We start from the raw sequence: 245 nt of genomic DNA, 5'->3' as shown, positions 1-245 counted from the left end.
AATCAGCGATGATCTCATGACGCCGCGCGCGCTGCCGCTGTTGGAAGACGCGATCGGTATGAAGAAGGTCCCGGCGGATGAAAAACTGTGCCTGATCGCGGCGTTCGACCAGGCACTGGGCCTCAATCTATTGAGCCTGACGCGTGCCGACTTGAGGATGCGTCCCAAGGACGCGCAGCTGACGGCTGATCAGGTCGAGACAGAATTGGAACGCCGCGCAGCTGCGCGCGCGAACAAGGATTTCG

Annotated in this window: 1 pseudogene; it reads left to right on the top strand. The window is 60.8% G+C overall.

Annotated elements, in window-relative coordinates:
• Nucleotides 1-245, top strand: a pseudogene (locus tag B2V90_RS22530) (cysteine--tRNA ligase); the annotation flags it as partial.

Origin of the sequence: Sphingobium sp. UBA5915 (genome assembly GCF_002431195.1) — a bacterium.
Taxonomy (GTDB): domain Bacteria; phylum Pseudomonadota; class Alphaproteobacteria; order Sphingomonadales; family Sphingomonadaceae; genus Sphingobium; species Sphingobium soli.
Note: the sequence above shows the minus strand (reverse complement) of the source record. Positions and strands in the feature narration are given on the sequence as shown.